This is a genomic window from Pseudoalteromonas sp. T1lg76 (assembly GCF_002964725.1).
Classification (GTDB): domain Bacteria; phylum Pseudomonadota; class Gammaproteobacteria; order Enterobacterales; family Alteromonadaceae; genus Pseudoalteromonas.
In genome coordinates, this window is the sequence record NZ_PQCE01000002.1 from 116,074 (window position 1) to 139,781 (window position 23,708).

The 23,708-nt window shown below is 51.4% G+C and carries 14 protein-coding genes; 9 read left to right on the forward strand and 5 right to left on the reverse strand.

Going from position 1 to position 23,708, the window contains the following annotated elements:
- Positions 1-16: 16 nt before the first annotated feature.
- From C2M35_RS00510 to C2M35_RS00525, 4 genes are all read right to left on the reverse strand, one after another.
- Entirely contained in the window at positions 17-4,525 is a 4,509-nt protein-coding gene (locus C2M35_RS00510; RefSeq protein ID WP_105264383.1) for a carboxypeptidase regulatory-like domain-containing protein, read from the reverse strand.
- 303 nt (positions 4,526-4,828) lie between these two features.
- Positions 4,829-5,431 (reverse strand): hypothetical protein, encoded by a 603-nt coding sequence (locus C2M35_RS00515; RefSeq protein ID WP_105258842.1) that lies wholly within the window; start codon positions 5,429-5,431, stop codon positions 4,829-4,831.
- A 58-nt stretch (positions 5,432-5,489) separates the two neighbouring features.
- Positions 5,490-10,115: a carboxypeptidase regulatory-like domain-containing protein gene (locus C2M35_RS00520; RefSeq protein WP_158677883.1), complete on the reverse strand. Its 4,626-nt coding sequence runs from the start codon at positions 10,113-10,115 to the stop codon at positions 5,490-5,492.
- 299 nt (positions 10,116-10,414) lie between these two features.
- Positions 10,415-11,029, reverse strand: a complete 615-nt coding sequence (locus C2M35_RS00525) for a response regulator transcription factor (protein ID WP_105201654.1) — start codon at positions 11,027-11,029, stop codon at positions 10,415-10,417.
- A gap of 329 nt (positions 11,030-11,358) precedes the next feature.
- Between C2M35_RS00525 and nirK the strand changes: the two genes are divergently transcribed.
- The 9 genes from nirK to C2M35_RS00565 all read left to right on the forward strand — a co-directional run bounded on the left by nirK (position 11,359) and on the right by C2M35_RS00565 (position 20,336).
- Positions 11,359-12,759, forward strand: a complete 1,401-nt coding sequence (nirK, locus tag C2M35_RS00530) for a copper-containing nitrite reductase (RefSeq protein WP_105264385.1) — start codon at positions 11,359-11,361, stop codon at positions 12,757-12,759.
- 13 nt (positions 12,760-12,772) lie between these two features.
- Complete coding sequence (locus C2M35_RS00535; protein WP_105264386.1) at positions 12,773-13,567, forward strand: formylglycine-generating enzyme family protein; 795 nt, start codon at positions 12,773-12,775, stop codon at positions 13,565-13,567.
- Entirely contained in the window at positions 13,551-14,141 is a 591-nt protein-coding gene (locus C2M35_RS00540; protein ID WP_105201657.1) for an SCO family protein, read from the forward strand. The genes C2M35_RS00535 and C2M35_RS00540 overlap by 17 nt, the downstream gene beginning before the upstream one ends.
- A 182-nt stretch (positions 14,142-14,323) precedes the next feature.
- Entirely contained in the window at positions 14,324-14,974 is a 651-nt protein-coding gene (locus C2M35_RS00545; protein ID WP_199774367.1) for an HlyD family secretion protein, read from the forward strand.
- Positions 14,975-14,988: 14 nt separating this feature from the next.
- Positions 14,989-15,273 (forward strand): hypothetical protein, encoded by a 285-nt coding sequence (locus C2M35_RS15700; RefSeq protein WP_199774368.1) that lies wholly within the window; start codon positions 14,989-14,991, stop codon positions 15,271-15,273.
- A gap of 13 nt (positions 15,274-15,286) precedes the next feature.
- Positions 15,287-16,213 (forward strand): ABC transporter ATP-binding protein, encoded by a 927-nt coding sequence (locus C2M35_RS00550; protein ID WP_105258848.1) that lies wholly within the window; start codon positions 15,287-15,289, stop codon positions 16,211-16,213.
- Positions 16,210-17,322: an ABC transporter permease gene (locus C2M35_RS00555; RefSeq protein WP_105264387.1), complete on the forward strand. Its 1,113-nt coding sequence runs from the start codon at positions 16,210-16,212 to the stop codon at positions 17,320-17,322. Before C2M35_RS00550 ends, C2M35_RS00555 begins: the two co-directional genes overlap by 4 nt.
- Positions 17,323-17,462: 140 nt before the next feature.
- Positions 17,463-18,167, forward strand: a complete 705-nt coding sequence (locus tag C2M35_RS00560; RefSeq protein WP_105264388.1) for a tellurite resistance TerB family protein — start codon at positions 17,463-17,465, stop codon at positions 18,165-18,167.
- A 297-nt stretch (positions 18,168-18,464) separates the two neighbouring features.
- A complete protein-coding gene (locus C2M35_RS00565; protein ID WP_105258851.1) occupies positions 18,465-20,336 on the forward strand; it encodes a S8 family serine peptidase in 1,872 nt (623 codons plus the stop codon).
- A 95-nt stretch (positions 20,337-20,431) separates the two neighbouring features.
- On the opposite strand, the gene C2M35_RS00570 is transcribed toward C2M35_RS00565, so the two are convergent.
- Positions 20,432-22,972 (reverse strand): TonB-dependent receptor plug domain-containing protein, encoded by a 2,541-nt coding sequence (locus tag C2M35_RS00570; protein ID WP_105214526.1) that lies wholly within the window; start codon positions 22,970-22,972, stop codon positions 20,432-20,434.
- Positions 22,973-23,708: the final 736 nt, after the last annotated feature.

The window sequence follows — 23,708 nt, forward strand, 5'->3', positions numbered from 1 at the left end:
CGCCTTAGGGTTAGTTTTACGCTTTTCTGCGAACCAGAGTTAACGCTGCTAGCATGAACAGTAGGTGGAACAGTGAACCACTGCTGCCCTTCAGCTTGTCGTTATCGGTTATTTTGACCGTGGTAACCACCTCGGCGTTCAATAACGTCTCATCGTCGGCACTGAGCAGGATATTAAACGACTCCATGGTTTCTACCTCGGCGTCATCCACCAGCTTAACGGTGAAGGACTTCGCCTCCCCATCTTGGTCATCCCAGTACAGCATGCCCGACGCAGGTTGATAATCCGCCAGCGCTTTAGCTGTGCCATCAAGACTTTGATAGTTCAGTGCCACGGCGCCATCGCTGCCGCCGGTACGTTGTACCGTCACCACGACTTGATTGTCACCTTCATTAACTTCATAGGCGCTCACCGCAAAGCCAAACTCGCCCAACACGGGTTCGTTGACATTCAGGGTTACGGCAATTTCGTGGGCCGCGTAGGCGGTATCGTCTTGCAGTAACAAGGTGGTCTGGTAGACACCCGGAGCCAAGGCGGCCGCATCGGCACCCAGGGTCAGGGCCTGTTGCTCGCCGACATTTAACGCTCCACCATCTTCGGAGTAGGTGAACCAGCTTGCTTGCGGCTGTGCACACACCTGTTGCTGCCCCGAGGCAAGGCTAAAGGTGCGCGACATTACCAGGTCCATGGCATGCAAGGTGCCATCACAATCGAGGTCTAGACCCGCTTGCGAAAAGCTATTCATACCATCTACACGCGTTGCCCCAACCAGGCTTAGTTCGTTGTGCAAATCAACAACGTACAGATCTAAGATCTGATCGGCCTTGTCACTGCCTACCCCATTCTCGCCATTGGCGCTGACATACAGATGACCAACATTCGGGTTGTAGGCCAAACCAAAGGCAGGTAGACCAAGGTCGTATTCGGCGCTGACGCTGCCATCGAAGTTCACGCGATACAATTTCTGTGCATTGTAGCTACTGACCAGTAACTGATCGGCATGCGGATCATAGGCCAAGCCGCCAACCCCATTACCGTCCAGGTCTGGACACACGCGCTTGCCCGTCAACTGCATGGCGTTAAGGTCAAGCTCATGGATACAGTTTGCATCACTGAAAATGGCCTGCCAAGCGGTGTTGGTGCGGGTGTTAAACGCAAGATCCGCAACCAGATCATCGCCTGCCGCTAGCGGATTCAGGTCGATTACATCGCCGGTTTTCTGGCCCTGTTCGTCTAAACGATAGAGCTTGTTGTCACCGCCGAAGGCTTTGGCACTGTTAACCCAAACGCTGTTGGTCACCTTATCAACCACCATGCCATACGGGCGGGCAATGTTCAAAGCCTGTGCTTGCTGGTTATCGCCCAGGCTTGCCTCACTCGGGTTATCACCACTGGGTAGGGCGACTTCAGCAACCTTGTAGTTAAGCCCATAACTGCCTTCGTTGGCCAAGGTGATATCGCTGGCAACTTTGCGTCCGGCAACCACATCCAGTTCGAGCGCCTGCGCCGAGCTGGTTAGCAGACCGGCATTAAGGGCAACATTAAGCTCGCTGACCTGATCGTTGGCGATGCTTACGCTTTGCTCGGCCTGCGCATAGCCGCTAAGGGCGATGCTCATGCTCTGCTCACCGGCGGCATTAAACTGACGATAGAAGCCATCCTGAGCGGTTAATGTAACCTTACCCTGCTGGTTTTGTACCTGAGCTTGCGCTAACGGGGCCTGGGTATTGGCATCGGTGATCATCCCTGCCAGCAAACCACCTTCGGCAAAGCCACAGCCTAAACCGAACTCAACATTATCGATTTGCACATACCAGTCATAGGCATTATCAACACTCAGGGTGTAATAACGCCATCTTAGTCTGAAACTCTCAGCGCCATCTAGGTAAGTGCCCAAGTCAACAACGACCTTGCCGATGCTGTCTGTGATCAGATTATGAATGTTCAGCCATTGACCACCGTCAACGCTGATATCAAAATCGAATACCGACTGGGCATACGCCTTAAAGGCCTGCTCATAACTCACGGTTTCAAAGCCTTGCAACGAAGCAACAGAGATAACAGGAGTGATCAACTCGGTATCGTAAAGGTTACGACCGCCGCGGTCGCTGTCCGCCGCCGCCGACATACCGCTGCCAGCGGTTAAGTTAGGACGACTCCATTGCTCACTGGTTTTCCACACCACGCCAGTACCGGCATTATCGACAACGGTCCAATCCGTAGGTGGGAAGTTCACATCTTCAAATTCGACCACAGAGGAGGTGCTGCTATCGGCCTTATTGTAACCGGGAGCAACACACACATCCTTGTTCACCTGCAGGGCAATGTTACCTAGCTCGGTATCGCCATTGGCCTGAGTCGCCACATTTTGCGGATTATAACTGACGGACGATGCCATCAGGTTTACCGGCCATCCGGCGTAACCATCGAGGGTAAATTCACCACTGATGGGGTCGGTGTTGATCACCGTATAAGGCACCAACTCGCCGCTTAGCTGCAAGCTTGCCGGTAATCCCCAACCGTGACCTGAACCATCAACCACCTTACCGCTAATGGTTGCCTTGGGTAGGGAAACCAAAGACGCGTCCTTAGTTAACTCACCTTCGCTGGCCACCTGCACCGACCCCAAGTTGGTCATCGGGTGACCATAAGCACGTGCCTTAAATTCATAGCTACCCAGAGGTAAAGACAGTGTATAGACGCCTTGTGCATCGGCTATGGTGCTGTAGTCGCCAAAACGTACTTCGGCGCCTGCCAGTGCTGCATTTGTTTCGCTGTCACGGACAACCCCAGTGACCACGCCTTGCGGCTCGGCCTGACATTGATCGAGCTGGAATTTCGCGATGCGTGTTCCCCAAAGGGTTTCGAAATCGGTGTCAGCACCGTACTCACTGGAAAACCAGAAGGTGCAGTCATCGCTTGGGTCGATGGTCATTTGCGCACGCTCGCCCCAGCTGCCGTCGAACGAGTTAACCTGAGGTGCTAAACCTTCGGTGACGCTGCCTTCGCCATAGCCAAGTTGGCCAAGAGGATCACTGGCTAAACGGCCACTGTAACGCATCGCCGGCAACATATCGGCACTGGAAACGCTGTAGCCTAGAGCGATGTTGCCCACCGCATCCATGGCCATAGTGCCTAGCCAACGGCTGGCGGCATCGGGCGCATAGGTGCCTTGCTGATGAATCGTGGCTTCACTACCTGGGTTACGCACTTCATACCAGCGCACACCAAAATGCTTATCACCGGTTGCCACCGTGTGGTTTACCACCAGGCTGTCATGATCGCCAAAGTTGCGGTAAGCCAAGCGGTACATCAGCGCTTGCTGATGAGCGTCTAGGGCGTTATAGCTGTCGCCACCCCAGGAGTCCTGAGCAACACAGGTTTTACCACAGCTTTGATCGATATCGAAAGGCTCGGTAGCCAAGGTCGCTAGCAAGGCAAAGTTACTTTGCTCCGGGTTTTGCCAATCGGCCTCTAAGCCCCACAGCTGCAATGCGTCCGCGGCAACGCCATGAACCTGATCATCGAGCATTTGCATAAAGTAGTTAGGCGAGCCTGCCTGTGGTGCGCGCATGCCATCCATATCCGCCGGTAAGGCGTTGTGCATATCGGCTTGGTCGAAATACAAGGTTTGTGCCGCTAGACCATGGAGCATTTTTTCACGCTCAAAGGCCACAACCGCCATCCCTTGCTTAGACTTGTCGACAGGAGAATATTGTGGCGCGGCCATATAATAGCCATCACCCCAGACACCGAATTGCGCCTTGTCATACCATTTCGAGTCGGTGGCAATAAAATCGTAAAGATGCCACTCGCCGGTGGGATCGCCACTTTTCGACACCGCCACACATTGGTGCATCTTGGCGCCGTCAAACGCAGTTTGGCTTAGTAACCAGCGATCCGCTAAAACGTCATACAGGACCGCGCCATCGCGGTCTTGTTGCGCTGTCCAACCGACAATAGCCGGTGGCTTGGCATCTGGATCGGCACACACGCCACCAAGCTCCTGCCAAAGCTGTGTAGTTGGCGTACGCCCTTGAACTAATTGGCCGTTTTTATCCCATACCGCATAGGACATGTTGACCACTTGCACTACGTGGTTGGCGCCTACATCTAAACTGGTATCAGGTACGGCGGCATCGCCCCAGTCGGCGCCCTGGCCATCCAGGTTAAGACTGGGTTCGGGGATGGCTCGCTCACCCAGCGTAGTTTGTACTAGGGGATCGGTAAATCCATCTAAAGCCATTGAAACCAGGCTTTGTTGTTGTGCGTTATACAATTCGAGCTGATCCTCGAACTGGCCTGTTACTGACTTTGAAAGCGGCGCCTTACCCGCGGTGGCCAAGGTTGGGCTCACCGGTTTTAACGCCATGGCTGCATTGCTAGTACTCTGGCTTGTTACATTCTTGACTGACTCACCAACCACTGGAGCCTGCGGCATCTCGGCAAAGGCATGATTACTGCCTATTAGCCCGAGCAAGCCAATAAGCACACAGCTTTGCAATTTTGACTTGTTGAAGTTCATCAAAAGTCTCCTGTTATTTACTTTTATGACTCACGTATTCGCACTGCCGGTAACCAAACTCGAAATTATGCGATCTAGATACGTGTAAATAGCCGTTACATTTGTGCCTTTTGTATACTCATGCCAAAGTACGAAACTATCGTCGGGCTGTAACTGACAATTATCAGTTAACAGGATGTTATTTTTGTTTACTTGTTGTTTTTAACTTAGGGGTATGAATTTGCGGGGGAAAATTCCGGGCCACATCAGCAATTGAAGAGCCCGGAGAACATGGAAAGAGGATGTTTAACGCTCGGCCATCAATTAACGATAGGCCTCCAAGGAAAGGGTCAAGGTGGTGTTGTCCTTAAGTTGCGCCGGCAGTTGCGCCGCCAACAACAAGCCACTGGACAGGGAAGCATGGATTTTTCGCTTTAACAATGGCGAGGCCGACACTAGCAGCTTTTCGCTGCGATGTTCAAATTCATTCAGTTGCACCGTCAGATCCTGTAGCTGCTTACGTAGAGCCAGGTAACGAGCCTGTAGGGAAGTATTCCCTCCTGCGGCGGCGGTGCCGAAGTTCGCCAGCAGCGCATTATTGGCATCGGCTAATCGGGTCAGCTGTGCACTTAAGTGGTCGACAAAATAATAACTGCCTTTGTCGAAATCCAGGTCATGTTGACCGCTTGGCTCCAGCGCCGGGGATGTTTGCTGTGCATCACTCACCTGCAGCGCTAATTGCTGCACCTGAGCGTTTAAATCTAAAAAGCGCGCAACCAGGCGCTCCTGCTCGCTATTAAAAGCGTGTAACTTATTGATCTTGCTTTTTTTCTCCTGCTTCATCGCTTGCCAACTTTGCGCCTCAACCGGTGCGGAAAGAGCGCCGGCAGCTAGGCAAAAAACACCGATAAGAAGTAATTTATTCATGGTTAACTCCTAAGGGAAATAAGGAGCTCTAGGAGCTCCTTAGTTACAGGGTACTACTTTACGCGTTAGTCTTTAGCGCACGACCGTGGCCGCGTCTAAACAAGGCTAACGTGGCCAGTAGCATTAGTACAAATGGGTGGCTGCTACCGCCGCTGCTCTTAGACTTGGCGTCTTCGATCTCAACCGTTGCCAATACCTGGCTTGAAAGCGTTGCGCCGCCGTCAACCTGGTGCAAACGCACGGAGAAGGACTCACTCTGTTCTTTCTCGCCGTCGTTCATCACGGCAATGGTGATTTCCTTGTCGCCGTCGTCCAGGTCTTGCCAATGTAATTGGCCGCTGGCGCTTTGGTAATCGCTACCGGCAACCGCCGTAGCATCCAAAGTTTCATAGCTTACGCTTAGGGCATTATCGCTGCCGCCTTGACGAGATACGGTCAAAGTCACCGAACCTTGGTTTTCGTTCACGCGATATTGGCTCACGGTAAAGCCCAACTCACCGGGGGTGCGCTCAAGTACGTTGAGGTTAACCAATACATTTTGCGCTAGGTAAGGCGAATCATTGGCCATCAACAATTGTGCCTGATAGAAGCCAGGCTCCATGTCTTTGGCATCAACATCGATTTGTACTTGCTGCATCTGTTCCAGAGCAAGTTGACCCTTGCTTGGCGTCGAGCTTAACCAGTCCACTTCTTTGAATTCGCAGACCCCGGTTTCACCAGACTTAATCTGGATCATCTGCTGGCTTTCGATATCCAACACCCACAGGTTGCCGTCGCAATCCAGGCTGATACCAGAGCCACCGCCGTCGGCACGGCCAGGCACTGAATAACCACCGACCACGCGATATTCGTCGCTTACATCCAGCACATAGATATCGATATCCATAGGCGCAAAGCTGTTAGCGGCGACAAACAAGTGATTGGTTGCCGGGTTAAAGGCTAGACCGGCCACAGGCAGACCCACATCGGTCGACTCTAACAAAGTACCATCGCTGGCAAAACGGTGTACCAGACCATCAATAAACGAACCAGAGAAGAATTGGTCGCCATTGGGATCATACGCCAGGCCACGTTGTGAGCTAGGCAGATCTGGACAAATACGGTTACCGGTAGCGCTTAGGCTGTTGGTATCGAATTCATAGATACAACGGTCGCCGCCAACGATGATCTGCCAGAGCTTACCGGTACGCTTATTAAACGCCATGCCGGCATGGGCACCACGGGTGCTTAGCAAGGGGCTCACATCCATGGTTTGATCCGTTTTCGTACCGTCGGTTTTAAAGCGATAGATTTTATCGTCACCACCGAATACACCCAGGTTATTGAGCCATAGATCGCCGGTGCTTTGGTCAAAGGCAACACCATTGGTGGCAACCAGGTCGATCGGCCAGCTTTGTACCAGCTCGGCATTCATTTTCGGTGCATCCGGGAAGATAAATGGCACACGAATATCACGGGTGTTTAAGTCCCATAGATCTTTAGGGCCAAACTTACGGCCACCGATAGCAAACGCAGGACCTACCATGTCTTGGCGCGGCGCCGCATTGATTTCTTCGATATTGAAGTTCAATACGTCCGAACCCTTATTGGCGAGATTCAACGCCGTTGACAGGCTACGGCCACTGGTCACAGACAGCTCTAGAGTTTGCGTATCCACATCCAATTTACCGGCATTAAGCGTGAAGTCCTGCTCTAGCACTTCATTGACCGCCACGCTCAACGTCTCACTTTGTAGCGTATAACCGGCCTGTTTCACCGCCAATTCTACGTCACCCAGATCGGTGAACAGAAGATAGCTACCATCGGCTTTGGTTGATGTGCTGCGACCTTTGTCCGTACTGACGACCGCATTAGCCACCGGCTCGCCGGTATTGGCATCCAGCACGTGTCCCGATACCAGACCACCTTCAACACTGGCACAGCTTTGGGCTATGGTCACATCATCGACTTGGGCCCAGTTATCGAACTGTTCTCCGTCCCAGATTGTGTGATAACGCCAACGTAAACGGAAACTCTGCGCACCTACCAGGTGTTCGGCCAGGTCATAATCGACGCGGAATTCACGCATGGTATTGCCATAGCTCAGCACCGTATTCCAGGCACCGCCGTCAAGACTGATGTCCATATCCAGCATGGAGCCACCGTAGATGCCACCAACGAAGTCCATTTTGAACTGCAAGCTGGTTACACCGTTCAGATCGCTAACCGCAATCTCAGGCGTGATCAGATCCGAGTCGTAACGACCCCAACCATAACGGTCGTTGTCGATAGCCGCGGCATGACCGCTGCCACCGGTATAGTTAGGACGTGCCCAGTCGGTGCTGGTTTTCCAGATAATTTCATCGCTGCTGGCATTATTTACCACGTTCCAACCGGCCGGCGGGAAGGCCGTGCCATCGAAATCTTCAACAATACCCAAAGACTGATAGCCCGGAGCTACACAGGCTTTGCTGTCAACCATCAGGGCAATTTCACCCAGATCATTGGTTTGCAAAGTATCGACTTTCACCTCTTGAGCAACATAGCCCTCGCCCAGTGAAGCAACCTTAATGGCATAAGGCCAGCCTTGATATACTTCAATGCTGAATTCGCCGGTGCTGGAGTCGTTGCTGAAGTTCACATCTTTGGTTAGATCGCCCATCAGGGTTAAAGATGCTGGAATTGGCCAGGCATGACCTGAACCATCGACAACACGACCCACTAGTGTGGTTTTCGGTAGCTCTGACAAGGTGGCATCAACCACTTTTGTGCCATCTTTGACCACATTGATGGCGCTGAAGTCGACCTGCGCATAACCGTAAGCCACCATGGCGACATCATATTCGCCTACCGGGGCCAGAATTTCATAGTAACCAGACTCATCGGTAAAGGTAGTCATGGCACCTACGCTGATCTGCGCTTGCGCTAAAGGTTCCCCGGTACTGCCATACAAGTGACCCTTTAGGGTACCTGTTGGGCCTGCGGTACAGTTAGGGAATTTGAACGAGCCGATACGGGTACGCCAGTCAATGCCGCCCGGGTTGGTGTCGCCGTAATATTCCTGGGTATACCAGAAGGTACAGTCATCAACCGGGTCGATGTTCATAGAGCTGTAGTCACCCCAACGGCCATTGGCACCGAGCTGTGAGCTGCCACCAGCAACTATTTCCTGCTCACCCTGAGCCATCATATTAAGAGGGTCTGAGGCTAAACGACCGGTGTAACGTACTGAAGGATAAGTATTTTCTCCGCTTACGGTATAACCTAGGGCCATATTGCCCATGGCATCCATGGCCACACTGCCCATCCAGCGCGAGTCGCCATCTGGCGCATAACTGCCCTGCTGATGCAGTACGGCTTCGGTGCTCGGATTACGAATTTCATACCAGCGCGGGCTCCAACGAGCGGCACCGGTTTCCGTTGGTGTATAAACCGTGTGGTTCACCACCAAAGATTCATGATCGCCAAAGTTACGATACGCCAGGCGGTTCATAAGACGGTAAGGGATTTTATCCAGGTAGTTTTCGGCTGATACACCCGGCTGCGGAATACAGCCGCCGCTACAGCTGCTGAAATCCATACCGGTCACCGGCACCGCGGCCACCTGCTCAAAGGTTGAGTTTTCTGGGTTTTCCCAGTCTGCTTTAAAGGCCCAGACATGCATTTCGTCGCTGTCGTAACCTTGCGACTCATCGATGGGTTGCAAGAAGTAGTTCGGCGCGCCCTCTGGCGGCGGCGTCATACCATCGAGATCGGACGGTAACATACCACCGAGTACTGGGTGCGGATCGTCGAAATAGATCATTCGCGCCGATTCGCCGCGCAACATTTTATCACGCTCAAAGGCAACGACACCGGCACCACCCCACTGATCTTCACGACCATCAAGGTAGAATTGGTTGACCGACATATAATAGCCATCGGGCCAAACCCCGAAGTGCGGATAGTCGTTCATTTTGACTTCACTGATTTTGAAGTCATATAAGTGCCACTCGCCGGTCGGATCCGAGGTTTTGGAGATGGCGATACATTCATGATAATCGCTTGGGTTGATGGCAAACTGACTCACCATCCAACGCTCGGCAAATTGATCGTACAGCACAATGGGGTCGCCATCGTTATTCGACGCACAGATACCACCGAGTTCATTCCACAGGGCATTGGTCGGGGTTGGCTCAATCAGCATATTGCCTTGCTTATCCCATACCGCAAACGATACGTTCACCATTTGCACATAGTGATTCGGGCCGACATCACCTACAGTGTCGGGCGGTGCTACGCGATTGACGTTATCGACGCCGTCAAAGCTTAACAGCGGCGCCGGCATGGTATCGCCGGCAAAGTCGGTTTGCACGTTTTTCGCCGCCATAAACGGCTCAAGCATGGATAGATTGCTGTATGCGTCTAATGTGGATGCATGTTTTTGCGATTCGCTGGTTACAAACGGCAGCTCGAAGTTTTGAATCACTTCGCTGGTTTTATGCGACACTTCACCGCTGATGGCATCCATTTTACCGATCTGCAGACGTGCTTTAGCGTCTTTATTGACCGCTGCGGCCAACTGAATTAAAGGGCGAGTTGTGGTGTGTACCACAGCTTCATTGACGATCGGCTGTGCCGATTTTGCATAACTGACCGGGCCAGCAACCAACGTTGCTGCACCCAAGGAGATGCATAAGCTAATTTGTGACTTTTTGAAATTCATCAAAAGCCTCCTCAACATGTGTTTGTCGGTTTCCCTAAGGCGGGGGAAACGCATTTGCCCGACGCGGCAGATGCACACGCGAGCGCTTATTGAGTTTGGTTTTGTATACTTGGCCAGTTCAATTTACAGAAAACACACGAGCGCCAACTGACAAAAGTCAGTTAGCGTTATATTTATGTAAAAAAGATGTGTTATGGAAAGATAAATGGCGCCCTGACCGGCCAGCGCCGGCACCTAAGGGCTGGGACCTAAGGGCTGGGACCTAAGGGCTGGGACCTAAGGGCTGGGATAGGTGAGCGCTAAGAGTCTAGCAGGGTGTTCATTCGTACCAGCTCGGCCAACGAACGCACGGCCATTTTTTTAAACACCCGGGCGCGGTGAATTTCCACCGTGCGTTGGCTCACACCCAGCTCGATAGCCATCACCTTGTTAGCCTTGCCGGCGACCACCAGATCATAAATTTCGCGCTCCCGGTTAGTTAGGGTTGCCAGCCGTTCCTTAATCTCAGCCTGTCCCGCTTGCCCCGCCCTGGCCTCCTTGTCTTTTTTCAAGGCGCCATAAATGCATTCAAGCAAGTCATTGTCTCTAAATGGTTTTTCAATGAGATCAAAGGCACCCTCGCGCATCGCCCGCACCGCCAGCGAAACATCGGCATGGCCGCTGATAAAAATAATGGGAAGCTTGGCATTAATGTCGCTTAAGCGCTTTTGCAACTCCATGCCGTTCATCTCGGGCATACGAATATCAAGCAGCAGGCAGCCGCTCATGTCATCGTTGTAGGCATCGAAAAACTGCTGCGCCGAAGCATAGGTATGGGTGTTTAACTCGACGGATTGCAGCAGCTCGGCAATGGCATCAAGCACCACAGGATCGTCATCAACTACATACACACTTTGGGTTTCGCTACCACTCATAAGCCTTACACCGTGAATATTTATTTAGTTTTTGTGATTATTTTATTAGTGCATATTTTTCCACAAATATCCACCGCCACCGATTTTGACAAACCCAGAAACCACTGCTTCATTCTTTTGTTAAATATGTAACAAAGATGATCTGGATCATGCCAGTTTTTACGCAGTCGCTAATACTGGTTATGGATAGTTTTTGCAGTGCTCGATTTATCGCTGAGCTGGCACGTCCCATCACATCGCGGGCCTGTATACCTGTGTGTATTCAAGAACAAAATATGCACACAACCAAATACTAGGGTTATAACCCGACAACACACGGAGTAAGGACTATGGGTGTAAAAACACTGTGGATCACTCTGGCTATAACGGCCTCTTCCTACCTTGGCACAGCTTCAGCACTCCCCGTTGAAGACGCCGTACTTACTGCCCCCCCGCATGTGCCTCCGGCTATTAGCCGCGATCATAATGCGCGCGTGGTAGTGCACCTGGAAACAATCGAAAAAATCGGCACCATGGCCGATGGCGTAGAATACGTGTACTGGTCTTTTGGCGGTACTGTGCCGGGCAGTTTTATTCGCGTTAAAGAAGGGGATGAGATTGAATTCCATCTTTCCAACCACCCAAGCTCAAAAATGCCGCACAATATCGACCTGCACGCGGTTACCGGGCCAGGGGGTGGCGCAGTTTCATCCTTTACCGCTCCGGGACACACCTCTACTTTTGCGTTTCAGGCTCTGAACCCGGGCTTATACGTGTATCACTGCGCGACGGCACCAGTAGGTATGCACATAGCCAACGGCATGTACGGCCTTATCTTGGTTGAGCCAAAAGATGGCCTGCCTAAGGTGGACCGTGAATACTATGTGATGCAGGGTGATTTTTACACCAAGGGCAAATACGGTGAAGCCGGCCTGCAACCCTTCGATATGGAAAAAGCCATAGAAGAAAACGCTGACTATGTGGTCTTCAATGGTGCCGTGGGCAGCCTTACAGGGGAAAACTCCTTAACTGCCAAGGTAGGCGAAACCATCCGCCTCTACGTGGGTAATGGCGGTCCTAATCTAGTGTCTTCCTTCCATGTTATCGGTGAGATTTTCGATACCGTGTATATCGAGGGTGGCGACGCCAAAAACCATAATATTCAAACCACCTTGGTACCGGCAGGCGGCTCGGCAATTGTCGATTTTAAAGTACAAGTACCAGGCAATTTGATCATGGTGGATCACTCCATCTTCCGCGCCTTTAACAAGGGTGCCCTGGGCATGATCAATGTCAAAGGTGAAGAAGATAAGGTGGTCTATTCGGGTAAGATCAGCGATGCCATCTATCAACCAGAAGGCTCGGCTATCCAAACCATAGAAGGGGAATACCAGGTCGCCAAAGCGCAAAGCAAAGAGGATAAGATCACCTTCGGTAAGCGTATCTATAATGCCAACTGCGCCGCCTGTCACCAACCCAATGGCCAAGGCATTGCTCAAGCCTTCCCACCACTGGCTAAGTCCGACTACTTTAACGAAGATCCAACCCGGGGGATCAGCGCCATTGTTCATGGTCTTGAAGGCCCGATTAAAGTCAACGGCGAAAGCTTTAACAGCGTGATGCCGGCCATGCAGCTTGATGACAACGAAATTGCCAATGTTTTAACCTTCATCTTAAACTCTTGGGATAATAAGGGTGGTGAGATCACGGTTGAACAGGTGCAAAAGGTTCGTAAGCAAAAAGCGCATTAAGGTAAGAGCGAATATGCTTAGCACCTCCCTGCTACTGGTATCTGTTTCACTGGCTCTAAGCGGAGCCGGTGAGCAGGTGCTAGTGAGCGGCGGCGATTATCGCCCCCTGTATATGAGCAAAGACAGCCCGATGCAATCGGTCGCCAGTTTTTACCTCGATAAATACCCGGTGACCAATCAGGAATTCTGGCAGTTTACCCAAGACCACCCGAGGTGGCGTAAAGAACGAATGGCGGCGCTTTTTGCCGAGCCTACCTACCTGCAACACTGGCACGAACGGCAAGGTTCAGTGCCTTTTAGCGCACCTAAGGCTCCCGTCACTCATGTATCCTGGTTTGCTGCCGATGCCTATTGTCGGACCCAGGGAAAACGCCTGCCCAGCGTGGCCGAATGGGAGCTTGCGGCACTGGCTAGCGAGACTCAGGCCGATGGCTCACAAGAGCCTGGATATAAACAAAAGATCTTAACCTGGTACAGCACCCCAAGCCAAGGCGCCCTGGCCGATATCGGCTTGACCGAGAGCAACTTCTGGGGGGTGTACGACCTCCATGGTTTGGTATGGGAATGGACTGAGGACTTTAATTCCTCCTTGGTGACCGGCGAGTCTCGCGCCGACAGCGCCATAGATACCAAACTATTTTGTGCTGCAGGCGTCACTGGCGCCGTTGACCCAGGTGATTATGCCGCCTTTATGCGCTACGGCTTTCGCAGTAGCTTAGAGGCCAAATATACCCTTCCCAATTTAGGTTTTCGCTGCGCTGCCAATGCGGCATCAGCACCCGGAGAAGAAGATGAAAAAATTCACTAGTTTGCTAATAACATCCACATTTTTATTATTTTCCAGCGCTAAAAGCCTGGCCGGCGACCTCGCTGGCGAACTGACTGCTGAGCTACCCGGCGATTCCATTTATCACCTTAATAGCCAGTGGCAAACCCAGGATAATAAGGCCCTTAACATAGCGGCCCTGCAGGGGAAAAAACAGTTGGTCAGCCTGATTTACACCCACTGCCTGCATACCTGCCCGACCATAGTGATGACCATGCAACAGGTGCAGCAATCGCTCCCAGCCGAGCTGCAAAACGAGGTCGGTTTTGTTTTGGTGTCTTTAACTCCGGACTCGGATACCCCAGAGATGCTTAAGTCCTTTGCCGAGCGCCGCAAGCTGGCACCCGATCATTGGACCCTGTTAACGGGCGACTCTCAGGATGTCAGAGCCCTGGCCATGGCACTCAATATCAAATACCAAAAAAGCGATGACAACGAAGTGGCCCACTCTAATCTAATGACGCTATTGGACGAGCAAGGTCGAGTGGTCTTTCAGGAAATTGGCGATGTTGATAAGGCCAAGCCAACCCTGACCCGCATAGTGGACATGCAATAAATTGTAGGTCGGTGCTTCGCGCCGACATCGCCTGCTTAGAGCATATTTGTCGCGATAAAATCCCGACCTACAACCATGGCGACAAAGCAACTTTTTGAAAAATATCCCTTTATAAATTTAAACTAAACTTATATCTAACAGGACGTGATTTACTAATTTGCTCCTAACCTTGGGCGAGCTACATGAAATTAAGATACATCCCGCTTTGGTTCGTTTTGCTAACCAGCTTAATGGCATGCAGCGACAGCGACTCAAATACCGCTTTCGGTATTCTTGAGCGTGACAGGGTGACCTTGCTGGCCACCGCCAATGAGGTGATCACGGCTCAACCCATTGCCGAAGGCGCCGAGGTCAAAGCGGGCGATATCCTGGTTGAATTTAATCAAACAAAGCAATTGGCCACCTTAAATATGGCCAAGGCGCTTGAGCAGCAAGCCCAGATGCAGCTGACCAAATTACTCAATGGCGAAAGAGCAGAAGACATTCGCGCTGCTGAGGCGAACCTGGCCTCGGCAAAGGCTCGCGCCCATGAGGCCGAATTGCAGCTGAAGCGCGCACATGAGCTGGTAGCAAAATCCCTGGCCTCACAAGCGGAGCTGGATAACACCATTGCCACCCGAGATTCGGCCACAGCGGCTGTCGAGGTAGCACATCAAAGCCTCAACAAACTGCAAAGCGGTTCTCGGATAGAAGACATTCAACAAGCTCAGTTTGCACTCAAAGCGGCGCAAGCGGATGTGCAGTATAAACAAGCCCAGTTAGCGGATATGACCATCAGGGCCTCTCGCGACGGCATTTTAGACTCACTCCCCTACAACATAGCGAGCGGGTGAAAGAAAACAGTATAGTGGCAATCATACAGGCCAACAGCACTCCCTATGCCCGGGTTTATGTTCCCGAGCCATACAAGGCGAAAATGGCCGCCGGCACAAAAATAATGGTGCGCATCGATGGGGTGGAAAATGAAGTCGCCGGCATTATTCGCTGGGTGTCCGTGGAACCCGCCTTTACCCCCTATCGCAGCATGAGCGAAGGCGATCGCTCGCGCCTGGTCTATCTGACCGAAATTGACTTACCGGCGAGCACCAACGCCCTGCCTGCGGGTATTCCCGTGCAGATAAAGCTGCGCTAAGGGTGCGCTAAGCATGGGCGAATTAGTGATTAAGGCTCATAATGTCACCAAGCAATTTGGTGACCTAAAGGCCATCAACAATATTTCGCTGAATGTGGAAAAAGGCAAAATTTATGGCTTTTTGGGGCCCAATGGCTGCGGCAAATCGACCACTATTCGCGTACTTACCGGGCTGCTCACTCCTTCTGCTGGCCAGGTTGAGGTGTTAGGGCTGAGCATCCCAAAGCAGGCGGACGCATTAAGGCTGCGGATCGGCTATATGACCCAGAAATTCTCGTTATATGAAGATTTAACGGTGGCAGAAAACCTGCTTTTTATGGGGCAAATTTACGGTATCAGTAGAGCCAAACTCAAAAGTCGCACTCAGGAGCAGATGCAAACCTACGGACTGGATAAATTACAAAAACAGATTGTCGGCGGCATGAGCGGCGGCCAAAAGCAACGTTTATCCTTGGCCTGCGCCACCATTAACAAGCCCGAACTCTTGTTTTTAGATGAACCAACCTCCGCCGTGGACCCAGAAAATCGCCGTAATTTTTGGGAGAAGTTATTCGACTTATCCGAGCTAGGCACCACCATCTTGGTCACCACTCACTATATGGACGAAGCGGAGCGTTGCCATCGCTTGGCGATTATGGAATCCGGGGTGATACGGGCCGATGGCTCGCCGGAAGAGTTAATGCGCAATATGGGGGTAAACATAGTTGAGGTTAAAACTACTGGCTTGCGCTCGTTAAAATCTAAACTGATTGCCAATAAACAGGTGCGCTCCGCCGCGCAGTTAGGAGTACGGCTTAGGGTTCTGGTCGATGAGCAAGTCGCAAACCCTATCGCATGGCTTAAATCTCAATTCCCGGAATTACAGCAGGTGGAGCTGACCCTGGCGCGCCCCACCTTGGAAGATGTGTTTGTGAGCGTTACCGGAGCGAGCCGAGCATGATCTCATTTGTCCGTATTCGTGCCGTGATGTTCAAAGAAGTAAAGCAGCTGACGCGCGATCGCCTTACCTTTGCCATGATAGTGATTATTCCCTTAATACAACTACTGTTGTTTGGTTATGCCATCAATACCGATGTACGTCATATCCCCGTCGCCTTCGTCGACCAAAGCCATAATCAAACCGGACGCTTGCTGCTTGAAACCGTGCGCGCAACCCAGGTAGTTGATTTTACAAAAGCCTTTGAGACCCCAGAAGCGGCAAAAGCCGCCATACAAGCCGGTGAAGTGCGGGCGGTACTCGTCATTCCTCATGATATCAATCAGCGCCTGGCGCAACAGCGGGCCCTTGCACACTGGCTGGTTGATGGCACCGACAGCGTTATTGGCGGCGCTATCTCCGCCTTGCAGAATATGCCTTTTACGCTCGACCCTAAATCAGCCAATAGCCAACAGGCATTAGGGAGTGCCGGCAATACCTTTGAAATCGCCCTGTATTACAACCCCAGCCGCAGAACTGCGGTGAATATAGTGCCCGGTTTACTTGCCATCATCTTGAGCATGACCATGGTGCTGTTCACCAGCATTGCCATAGTGCGCGAGCGGGAAAGGGGTAACCTGGAGCTGTTAATTAACACCCCGGTACGCCCCCTTGAGCTGATGATAGCCAAGATTGTGCCCTATATTTTCGTCGGCTTAATTCAGGTGGTGATCGTCTTAGGCTTAGGCCACTTTCTGTTTGATGTGCCGATCAATGGCAAGCCTCTGGATATCTTGTTGAGTTCTCTGCTGTTTATTTCTGCCAGTTTGACCTTGGGGCTGTTAATTTCGACCTTTGCCAAAAACCAGTTGCAGGCGATGCAAATGACCCTGTTTGTGTTGTTGCCGTCCATTTTACTTTCGGGGTTTATGTTTCCCTATGAAGGCATGCCCGTTGCGGCACAATGGCTTGCTGAAACCCTGCCCGCAACGCATTTTATTCGCATGATCAGAGCCCTGGTGCTGCGCAGCGCCGAAATCAGCAGTTTATGGCAAGACTCACTCTGGCTTAGCGCCTTTACCATTTTCGGTATTATCGCCGCTGCCAAGCGTTTCACCAAGCGGCTGGATTGATACCATGTGTACCCTAACCTCAACGCCCAAGGATCGCATCTAGACTTGGCTGCCCTTGTAGCGCTTTGTAACAAAACCGCCGTTTTCATTTCAAAAAAATTGGCATATGGTGTGCTCACCACAGAGAAAAGGACGCAGTGATGAAAGAGTTACAAAAATTAGTGGGCAGCCTGAATAAATCAGGAGCGCTCAGTGGCTTCTTAGGCGGCGTGGCCGGTGGCGGATTAACCAACCTGGCAACAAGCAAAAAAGGTAAGAAGGTGGGTAAAAAGGCGTTTAAATATGGCGCCTTAGCCGCCGTGGGTGGGCTTGCGTGGAAGGCCTACCAGCAATATTCGCAAAAAAGCGAGACCAGCCAATCGGGCCAGGTAAACAGGGAATACCCACCGCAATCAGCTCAGGACACGCACTCGGCCAATAGCAGTGGCCGCACCTTTGATTACACCCCGGCACGCATGCCAGAGCAGGCCTTTACCGAGGTGGTCGATGATAACAATGAGTCGGGGCAATTACTGCTTATGCGGGCGATGATAGCCGCCGCCTATGCCGATGGCCATATCGACGAAGCGGAGCGTCAAAAGATTTTTGCCAGCGTGGAAAATATGGCCCTTACGGTCACGGAAAAAGCCATGCTCTTCGATGAGCTGCGAAAGCCCATGACCTTGTCCGAACTAGTAAACACAGTGCCGGATGCACAAACCGGTATCGAGGTGTATGCCGCCAGCGTCACTGCTATCGACTTGCAACAAGCCGCCTCTACTCATTACCTGGAGGCGCTGGCAAATCAGCTTTGCATTCCTAGGGAATTGGTCGCCAGTATTCATAATCAGTTGGAACATAAGTAATACGCCAAGCGAAATGAAACTAGTAAATCGAGCCTCGCCTGCATGCGGGGCTTTTTTGTCCCTATTCATCCTTAACCCTAAAGTACCAATCACAACATTGAACATTGCCATGACGCAAAAGGCTTCTAGACTTAGGAAGTTAAGCTGGTCTGTGCGGCTGTTCTTAACATCCAAAATTGGCAGCCAATATTTGCATCCCATTTGGTAACTAAGTGCACAGTAACGGGCCTAAGGTCAGGAGATGACCTTGCGGTAACGCCGACAGGAAACATTTAAAAAGTTCAAAGGAGAGAAAAAGTGCAAAGTTTTCATCGTCTTTTGTTATCGCTACTGTTTGTCCTGAGTTATAGCCATGCCCATGCAGCTCCTAGCACCATAGAGGGTGCCGTCGAGGTTCCAGGCCGCTATGACATTCCCGCTTACGCCCCGGATCGGGTGCTGGTGAAATTCAAACCGGGTACCAAGGCTGAAGAGGTTCGCCAGCTGGCGGCCATGGCCGGCGGCTCACCACAAAGAGTCATATCCCCGCTCAGCGTGCATATCATTAAAGTGCCCGCTGGCAGTGTCGGCAAAAGCATCAAGATGTTCAGCAATAACCCCAATGTCCTTTACGCCGAGCCAGATCACTATCGAGTCTTATTGATCCCGGATGAAGGACAGGATCCACCGCCCACCGGCACCGACAACCAATGGTTTAAAGAGCAATGGGGTCTGAATAATACCGGGCAATTGCTGATGAACCCGCAAACTGGGTTGCAAGAATTTATCGGTCGGGTGGACGCGGATATAGATGCGCCAGAAGGCTGGGATATCAGCACCGGCTCCAGCCAGGTGAAAATTGCCATTCTCGATACCGGCGTCGACTGCCGCACCGCCGCTCGCCCCGGTGGCAGCCTTGAATTTATTGCCCCAGGAAAATGCGTCGAAGAAGTCAGTTTTGTCACCGACTACAGCACCACACTCGATGATGTCGCCGCTCACGGCAGCCATGTGGCGGGCATAGCCGCAGCGGCCACCAACAATGACATAGGCATTGCCGGGGTTGGCTGGAACAGCGCCGTGGGTAACCTGAAAACCTGTTTTGAATACACCATAGATCTAATGCCGCCATTGGGCATTTATGTGATAGTCGGTATCTGCCCTGTGTCTTCGTCTGCAGCGGCGATCACCTACGCCGCCGATAACGGCTATCATGTGATCAATATGAGCTATGCCAGCGATGCCGTAGATGAAAACGGTGAGCCTGCAGGCTTAGGCGGCTGGACACAAACAGAGTCCGATGCCGTCGACTATGCCTGGAGCAAAGGCGCAGTGCTTATCGCTGCAGCGGGTAATGACGGTGTTAACACCCTCACCTATCCGGCGGCCTATGACCCTGTGTTGGCCGTAGGTGCCACGGAGCGAAATGATGACAGGGCTTCATTTTCTAATTTCGGTAACTGGATATCCATGATGGCGCCCGGCGACCATATTATCTCCACGGTTCCCAATGAGCTCTGTGTTTTCTACGCGGAAATACTGGGAACGATTTTTGACCCCGATAACGATGCCTGCCTGGATTGGTATTCCGGCACATCCATGGCCAGCCCCTTTGTTGCCGGCGCGGCGGCTGTGGTCTGGGCGCACTTTTATAGCGATGGCCTGGCCGACCCTGCTAGTTGCGAAGCGGCTCCCGGTGTGCCCTGTAACCAGGCGGTGCGTGAGCGCCTGGAGCAAGGTGCCGATGTCAGTGGAGCCGGAGGCCAGAATATGCAGGCCTGGTCGCTAAATGGACGCTTGAATCTGGCCGGTGCCCTCAATGCCAGCAGCAATCCGCTGCCACCTCTGACGCCGGGAAATTTTGCGGTTCTTGATGGTGGCGATGGCACCGCAGTCATAAGTTGGAATGATGTAAGCGACGAAAGCGGCTATGAGCTGCAACGAGAAAAGGCCCATAAAAAACTAGCGGGTGTGTGGCAATCCACCACTTCTATTGGCCCTGTCAGTGCAGACCAAACCGCCTTGGTGGATGCCAGCGGCACAGGCACCTTCCGCTATCGTCTACGTGCATTTAATAACAGCGGCGCATCAAGCTGGTCGAACTGGATAGGTGTGGATGTTACCGAAAGCGGCGGGGGCAGCGGTGGGGGCGGCGATAAGCCCTGCCGCGGGAAAAACTGCAGCAACTAGTTGCTACGCAATAGGCGATAAACGCTAGGCGTTACGCGCAGAAGTGACAGGCACAAAAAAGCACGCTTTCGCGTGCTTTTTTAATTCGTTAGCGTTTAGAAGCTAAAACTTACTTTGGCGTAGTAGGTCATACCATCAAAACCATAAGGCACTGCGCGAAGCGGGTATTTAAATGCCTGATTTGAAATAAAATCAAGCACTTCATCTTCACCTAGCTCATCCGGCGTTTCGTCAAACAGGTTGTCGATACCCACAGACAGCATTACCTCATCAGACAGGTGATAACCCACATTTACGTCCACTAGCACGGCTGATTCAACGGTACTGGTGTCTTTAAATGAACCCGTAGGTGACAACTCATCCGGTAGAGGGATGTGATCCTGACCGAAGTAACTCACATCGGTTTCACCATAATAGTTAAAACGCAACATGCTGTTGTAATCGCCACGCTCATATTCGAACGTTAAAGTTGCACGCTCGCCTGGTTGGCCATCGGTTAAGAAGCTACGTTGTAGATCATCTAGGGCAATGTTATCAGGGATGCCCTGCGGCGCGTTTACATCGTCGATTTCGGTCTCATTTAAGTTACCGGCGAAGGTCGCTGAGAAAGCACCATCGTATAAATCTGTGTTATACGCGGCGATGATATCCACCCCTTTGGTGGTTGAGTCTACCGAGTTAGAGAAGTAGTTTGCCTGCGCAGCACCTGTGGCGTTAAGGGCTGCCACAGCTTCTGGGCTGAAGGCCACATCTTCGGCAGACATCAAGCTACCTAGAGTAATGCGGTCTTTAATCTCAACGTGATAGAAGTCAACGGTAAGCGACAACTCGCTGCTGAAATCCCAAACAAAGCCAAAACTCAGGTTTTCTGAACTCTCAAGCTCCAGGCTATCCACACCCAAAGCAGAAGGGAAATCCGAGCCAGCCGTTGCCGTAAACGACTGCTCTAATTCACCACTGGCACCCAGGTTAGTGGTGTAGGCAGTGTAAGCACTTTGTTGTAGTGACGGCGCTCTAAAGCCCGACGAAATTGCACCTCGAATGGCGAAGTCATCATTTACTTCATAGCGAGTCGCAAGTTTACCTATGATGTCGTCGCCGGCATCGGAGAAATCTTCATAACGCAGCGCCGCACTCACCTGCCAAGCGTCGGTGATCAAGGTTTCGGCATCCGCATACAAGGCATAGCTGTGTCGACTTTCATCGTTTGAGGCTTCAGGACGCAAGCCGTTATAGGCCTGGAAACCGCACTCGGCAAACTGATCAGGATCGTTTACCGACGGGTAAGAGGTATCCATATTGGCCAAACCACAAGCATAAGAGGCTTCTTCACCTGGGACGATTTCATAATTCTCTTTACGGTATTCGGCACCAACAGACAGATACACAGGATCTGCGCGGCCGATATCAAGCGTACCATTTAGATCCGCATTAACCGTGGTTTGATCAAAACGGAAACCACCAGAATAACCACCGCGAGGGCCTGCATTGGCTATGATATCCGCATCCGATGCATCCGGGTTATTGAACACATACTCGGCCGCATATGAGGCGTTGATGGTGTTTTTTGAGTGGAAGTCATAGGTGTTTTCACCATAAACCGCTGAAACATCATAGCCCCAATCCGGGTTTATCTCGCCGCGAAGACCAAGAGCGAAGGAAATATCTTCCGCCTCGTTATCAATGCGCGGTAAGAAACCATCGCCGTAAACCTGCACCACGTTTTTGGCGGCCTGATCGAAGTTTCGATAAAAGCCATTACCCAAGGCAGTACGGTTTGAGTAGCCACCGAACGAATACAGCTCGATGTCGTCCATAGGCAGGACCATATTGTAAAACAGTGAGGTAAATTCGCTATCGGCATTACCCTGTCCCCAACGCACTTCGTCGGATAAGGTGCCATACGGCACATCGACCGAGCCACCAATGTCGCGCTCGGCACGGTTGGTGCCATCAGCATCACGATATTCAACTGAGAAGTTGATAAATCCACCGTCATCGCCGATATCAAAGCCACGGTTTAGGCCGATGGAAATGGTATCACCATCACCCTCGCCTGTGCTGCCAGCTTGAACGTAACCTGTTGTAACACCAGTTGAATTGTTTAAAGAAAGGTTAATAACACCGGCAATGGCATCTGAGCCATATTGCGCAGCGGCACCATCACGCAAAACTTCAACGCCTTTTAGCGCAATCAATGGAATAGCGTTCATGTCGGTACCCGCCGCACCCGCGCCGACCGTACCATTTAGGCCAAAGATAGACTGGTTATGACGACGCTTACCATTGATCAGCACCAGGGTTTGGTCCGGCTGTAAACCACGAAGAGTCGCGGGACGGAACAAGTCAGAGCCGTCCGACACCTGGGTACGAGAAAAGTTAAACGAAGGCGCAGTAGCCTGTAAGCTTTGACCCAGTTCGGTAAAGCCGCCCTTATTTAGGTCGTCCGAGTCAATCAAATCAACCGGCGATGTAGACTCTGTGGCCGTGCGATTGGCCATGCGCGAGCCCAGTACCGAAATTACTTCAATTTTTTCATCTGCTTTGACTTGTTGTGACTCTTCAGCCTGCACTGAGACCGTAGAAACGGCTAAGCCGACGGCAACTGCCAGCATATTTAATCGATGTGTTGTCATATATGTCCTGTTGATTATCCTGCCTGCTCTTCTTGCTCAATTGACGCACCTGAGGGTGGAGAGGAAGAAGAGTAAGCTAAAGCACTTATTATAATTTCTATGATGGTTATCGCGGCTAACTCAGGCCAGCCGATTTAACCTTTAGGAAACATCCTATCAACAAAAAAAAAGATTGAAAGAAAAAATAGCTACGACTTAAGTGTGAAAATACAATTATTCAGTTATTTGAAATAGTTATAGACTATTTTATGCACTGCTACGACCAGTTGGCGCTATTTTAGGAGATGAAAAAGCGCGCGCAGCGATAAAACTCGGGAGTAAACAAGACACCCACTTTAAAAAAAATAATAAAGACACCCATCTTAAAAGACATAACCAAGACAGCCATTTTAAAGATAGAGTTTTTGCAACGTAATGAGGGGAGATGGATTTTAAAACGAGTATTGCCCAGTTTGAACGTTTTTCGTCGATTTACCTTTCGTTATTATCATTTTCGTGAATTTTGGACGTGCGAAGCCTGCCTCTCGCGAGCCTGGTCAAGAATAGAGAGGAAAGAAGCGTTGCCTAAGCAAACAGCGCTTGGCTGTTGCTTAAATCCACACGTCGTTTTCGGTGTTGATGCTGACAATAGGTTGTTAATGCTTGATCCTTACCCACCGCACCGTGAAAAACCTTGGTGAACGAGGTGGTCAGGGACAGCCAATTTACTGGGCTAATATCGAGTCGTTCAAGTATG